5 protein-coding genes are annotated in these 4,195 nt (G+C 69.3%); 2 read left to right on the forward strand and 3 right to left on the reverse strand.

Annotated features, from left to right (window positions below; all coding sequences use genetic code 11):
- Positions 1–234 (reverse strand): nitronate monooxygenase (locus tag DPV74_RS39490; protein ID WP_205571983.1); only part of this gene is annotated, 234 nt, incomplete at its 3' end.
- Between the two features lie 283 nt (positions 235–517).
- Here DPV74_RS39490 and DPV74_RS39495 point away from each other — a divergent pair.
- Both DPV74_RS39495 and DPV74_RS39500 read left to right on the forward strand, forming a co-directional pair.
- Positions 518–1,210, forward strand: coding sequence for a dienelactone hydrolase family protein (locus DPV74_RS39495; protein WP_119339162.1), 693 nt, complete (start codon positions 518–520; stop codon positions 1,208–1,210).
- An 81-nt stretch (positions 1,211–1,291) separates the two neighbouring features.
- Positions 1,292–2,770: an amidase gene (locus tag DPV74_RS39500; protein WP_119339163.1), complete on the forward strand. Its 1,479-nt coding sequence runs from the start codon at positions 1,292–1,294 to the stop codon at positions 2,768–2,770.
- Between the two features lie 98 nt (positions 2,771–2,868).
- On the opposite strand, the gene metF is transcribed toward DPV74_RS39500, so the two are convergent.
- Positions 2,869–3,699: a methylenetetrahydrofolate reductase [NAD(P)H] gene (metF, locus tag DPV74_RS39505; protein ID WP_021164275.1), complete on the reverse strand. Its 831-nt coding sequence runs from the start codon at positions 3,697–3,699 to the stop codon at positions 2,869–2,871.
- Positions 3,700–3,724: 25 nt separating this feature from the next.
- Positions 3,725–4,078 carry a phage holin family protein gene (locus DPV74_RS39510; protein WP_006477367.1) on the reverse strand — a complete coding sequence of 118 codons (354 nt, stop codon included), beginning with the start codon at positions 4,076–4,078 and terminating at the stop codon, positions 3,725–3,727.
- Positions 4,079–4,195: the final 117 nt, after the last annotated feature.

A 4,195-nucleotide genomic window follows, 5' to 3' on the forward strand; every position in this document is an offset into this window, starting at 1 on the left:
CAGCACGAACAGGTTGATCGCGAACGGGCGGGCGGTCGCCGCGCGGATGGCTTCGACTTCGGCCGCGATGCGCTCGGGCGCGAACGCGGCGGCGCCGAGACTGCCGAGCGCGCCGGCATTCGATGCGGCGGCGACCATCGCGGCCGTGGTCGCGCCGACCATCGGCGCCTGCACGAGCGGCACGCGCAGGCCGAAGCGTTCGGAAAAGGGCGTGGAAAACAGGCGGGCAGACATGGCGAATCCTTCGATGACGATGCGCGAAAGCGCTTTGTAAAGGCTGGCACATCGACTCTATCGAAGCGGCGCCGCGCCGAAAAATGAATAATCGAGATCGAAACGATCGCTGCGCGAGAAGCAGGCGCGTGTCCTGCGCCGATACACGATCGGCGGCACATGAGGCCGCCTCCCTCGCCCCGGGGGGCGCGTCCTGCACCGTCACACGATCGGTGGCACACTAGGCCGCCTCTCTCACCCCCGGGGCGCGCATCGCGCACCCCGTTCGCCAGGAGTTCAGAACGTGACTGCCCAATGGATCGACATCCCGACCGGTAACGACAGCTTCGGCGGCTATCTCGCGCTGCCCAAGCGCGGCACAGGCCCTGCCGTCATCATCATCCAGGAGATCTTCGGCGTGAACTCGCACATCCGCGCGGTCGCCGACCAGTACGCGTCCGACGGCTTCGTCGCGCTCGCGCCGGACGTGTTCTGGCGCACGCAGCCGCGCGTCGAGCTGACCTACGAAGGCGCGGATCGCGACAAGGGCATCGAGCTGATGAAAAAGACCGACGTGGGCCTCGCGGTCGCGGACATCGGCGCGGCCGCCGATGCGTTGCGCGCGCGCCCCGAAGTGGCCGGCAAGATCGCCGCGATCGGCTACTGCTTCGGCGGCCAGCTCGCGTACCGCGCGGCCGCGACCGGCAAGATCGACGCGGCCGTGGCCTACTACGGCGGCGGCATCCAGAACGCGCTCGACCTCGCCGGCAAGGTCACGCAGCCGATCCTGTTCCACTACGCCGAAAACGACCACGGCATCCCGCTCGCGGCCGTCGACCAGGTGAAGGCCGCGTTCGCCGGCCACGGCCATGCGTCGTTCCACGTCTATCCGGGCGCCGAGCACGGCTTCAACTGCACGGATCGCGCGTCGTACAACCAGCGCGCATCGGCGCTCGCGCACGGCCGCACGCTGACCTTCCTCGCCGAGCACCTCTAAAAACGGGCGGCAGCGGGCCCCTTGCAGCGGGCCCGCGTTATGCTGCCGACATCGCCACGCGTCACAACGGGGGTGACTGCGATGCACTCGGACTATCTCGCGCACGACGCGATCGGCCTCGCCGCACTGGTACGCGAACGCAAGGCGAGCCCGCGCGAACTGCTCGACGCCGCGATCGGCCAGGCCGAAGCGGTCAACAGCGCGATCAACGCGATCGTGCTGCAGGACTACGAAGCCGCACGCCAGCGTGCGGTCGCCACGCCGGACGGCGGCGCCGACGCGCCGTTCGCCGGCGTGCCGTATCTGGTCAAGGATCTCGGCGCGGCGGTGGCCGGGCTGCCGCTGTCGATGGGCAGCCGGCACTACCGGTATTTCGTGCCTGACGACGATTCGCCCGTGATCGCGCGAAGCCGCGCGGCCGGGCTCAACGTGTTCGGCAAGACCAACACGTCGGAAATCGGCCAGATGCCGTACACGGAACCCGAGCTGTTCGGCGCGTGCCGCAATCCGTGGAATCTCGACCACACGCCCGGCGGCTCGAGCGGCGGCGCGGCCGCGGCCGTCGCGGCCGGCATCGTGCCGCTCGCGCATGCGTCCGACGGCGGCGGCTCGATCCGCATTCCGGCGTCGTGCTGCGGGCTGTTCGGCCTGAAGCCGACCCGCAACCCGGTCCTCGTCGACCGGCCGTCGAACGGCGAGCTGGTCGTCCAGCATGCGGTCACGCGCAGCGTGCGCGACAGCGCGCTGCTGCTCGACGTGACGACCGGCCAGACCTTGCCGGCCGGCGCGCCCGGCACGTTCCTCGGCGAGCTCGACACGCCGCCCGGCCCGCTGCGGATCGGCCTCGTGCTCGACCCGATGCTCGCGCCGGCGCTCGCCGACGACACCCGCGCGGCGCTCGACGACGCGGCCGCGCTGCTCGAATCGCTCGGCCACCACGTCGAGCCGGCGACGCTGAACGTCAACTACGCACGCACGGCCGAAACCTTCCTCACGCTGTGGGCGACGATCGCCGAGGAGATGGTGCTCGGCGCACGCGCGCTGACCGGCCGCACGCCGAAGCGCGGCGAATTCGAAGCCGCGACGTGGGCGATGGCCGTGGTCGGCCGGCGCCTCGCGCGCACCCGCCTGCCGGACGTGCTCGAATGGCAGCGCCAGCTCACCGTGCAGGTCGCCGGCATCGTGTCGCGCTACGACGCGATCCTGTGCGCGTCGCTCGCCGGGCCGCCGGTGAAGATCGGCGAATTGCAGCCGACGCCGTTCGAATCGGCGCAGATGAAGGTGCTCGCCGCGCTGCCGGTGAAGCCGCTGCTGAAGGAAATGCTCGCGAGGTCGTCGGAAAAGGCGTTCACGTGGGCCGGCTGCACCGAGCTGTTCAACCTGACCGGCCAGCCGGCGATGTCGGTGCCGCTCTACTGGAACGCGCGCGGGCTGCCGATCGGCGTGCAGTTCGCCGCGCGCCACACCGACGACGCGCTGCTGCTCAGGCTGGCACGGCAGCTCGAACAGGCGCGGCCGTGGTTCGACCGCCGCCCGCCGCTGATGCAGGCGCAGCGCTGACGCGCGCGGCCCCGCTCCGCAACCCTCGAAAAAAAGCCCCGCCGGCAGAACCGGCGGGGCTTTCGCACACTTTCACGCATGCAGTCGCGTGACCGCGCCTACACGTCGAGCCGTTCACAGATCGTCCGCGTCGCGGCCGCCGTGTTCAGCGTATAGAAATGCAGCCCGGGCACGCCCGCATCGACCAGACGCTGGCACAGGCCCGTGACGACGTCCGCGCCGAACGCGCGGATCGACTCGCGATCGTCGCCGAAGCTCTCGAGCCGGCGCGCCACCCAGCGCGGCACTTCGGCACCGCACATCTCGGAGAAGCGCATCAGCTGCGAGAAGTTCGTGATCGGCATGATGCCCGGCACGATCGGCACGTCCACACCCAGCTTGCGCGCATCGTCGACGAAGCGGAAATACGCGTCGGCGTTGAAGAAGTACTGCGTGATCGCGGAATTCGCGCCGGCTTTCACCTTGCGCGCGAAATTCTCGAGATCGGCCTTCGGCGAGCGCGATTGCGGGTGGTACTCCGGGTAGCCGGCGACCTCGATGTGGAACCAGTCGCCATGCTCGGCGCGGATGAAGCTGACGAGCTCGGACGCATAACGCAGCTCGCCGACCGCGCCCATCCCGGACGGCAGGTCGCCGCGCAGCGCGACGATGTGCCGGATGCCGTACGAGCGGTACTGGTCGAGGATCGCGCGCAGGCTGTCGCGCGACGAGCCGATGCACGACAGGTGCGGCGCGGCCTCGAGGCCGTCCTTCTGCATGTCGAGCACGGTGTCGAGCGTGCCCTGCTGCGTCGAGCCGCCGGCGCCGAACGTCACGGAGACGAATTTCGGCTTCAGCGGCATCAGTTGCGCACGCGTGGCGCGCAGCTTCTCGACGCCTTCCGCCGTCTTCGGCGGGAAGAATTCAAACGAGAGTTCGATCGGTTTCATGATTCGGTGGGAACAGGCTCAGGCCTCAGCCGATGTCGCGCTGACCGAAGATCAGTGCGGACAGCAGCCACGACACGATGCTGTACAGGATCGAACCGAAGAACGCGGACCAGAACCCCGACACCTCGAAGCCCTTCAGCAGCGACGACGCGAACCAGAAGCACAACGCGTTCACGACGAGGATGAACACCCCGAGCGTGACGATCGTGACGGGCAGCGTCAGCAGGATCAGCACCGGGCGGATCACCGTGTTGATCAGGCCGAGCACGACCGCGATGATCAGCGCCGTGCCGAAGCTCTTGATGTGGATCGACGGCACGAGGTACGTGATGATCAGCAGCGCGAGCGCGTTGATGACCCAGGTGAGGATGACGCTCATGGAGTGCTCCGGTTCGGTTGTCGATCGGTACGATCAGTGGCCGCCGCCGGCCGCCGCGGGTGCCCGAAGGCGCGCCGCGGCAGCCGGCGATCCCGCGCCGTGCCGCCGTACCGGGTG

Source organism: Burkholderia sp. HAN2018 (assembly GCF_024704855.1).
Taxonomy (GTDB): domain Bacteria; phylum Pseudomonadota; class Gammaproteobacteria; order Burkholderiales; family Burkholderiaceae; genus Burkholderia; species Burkholderia cepacia.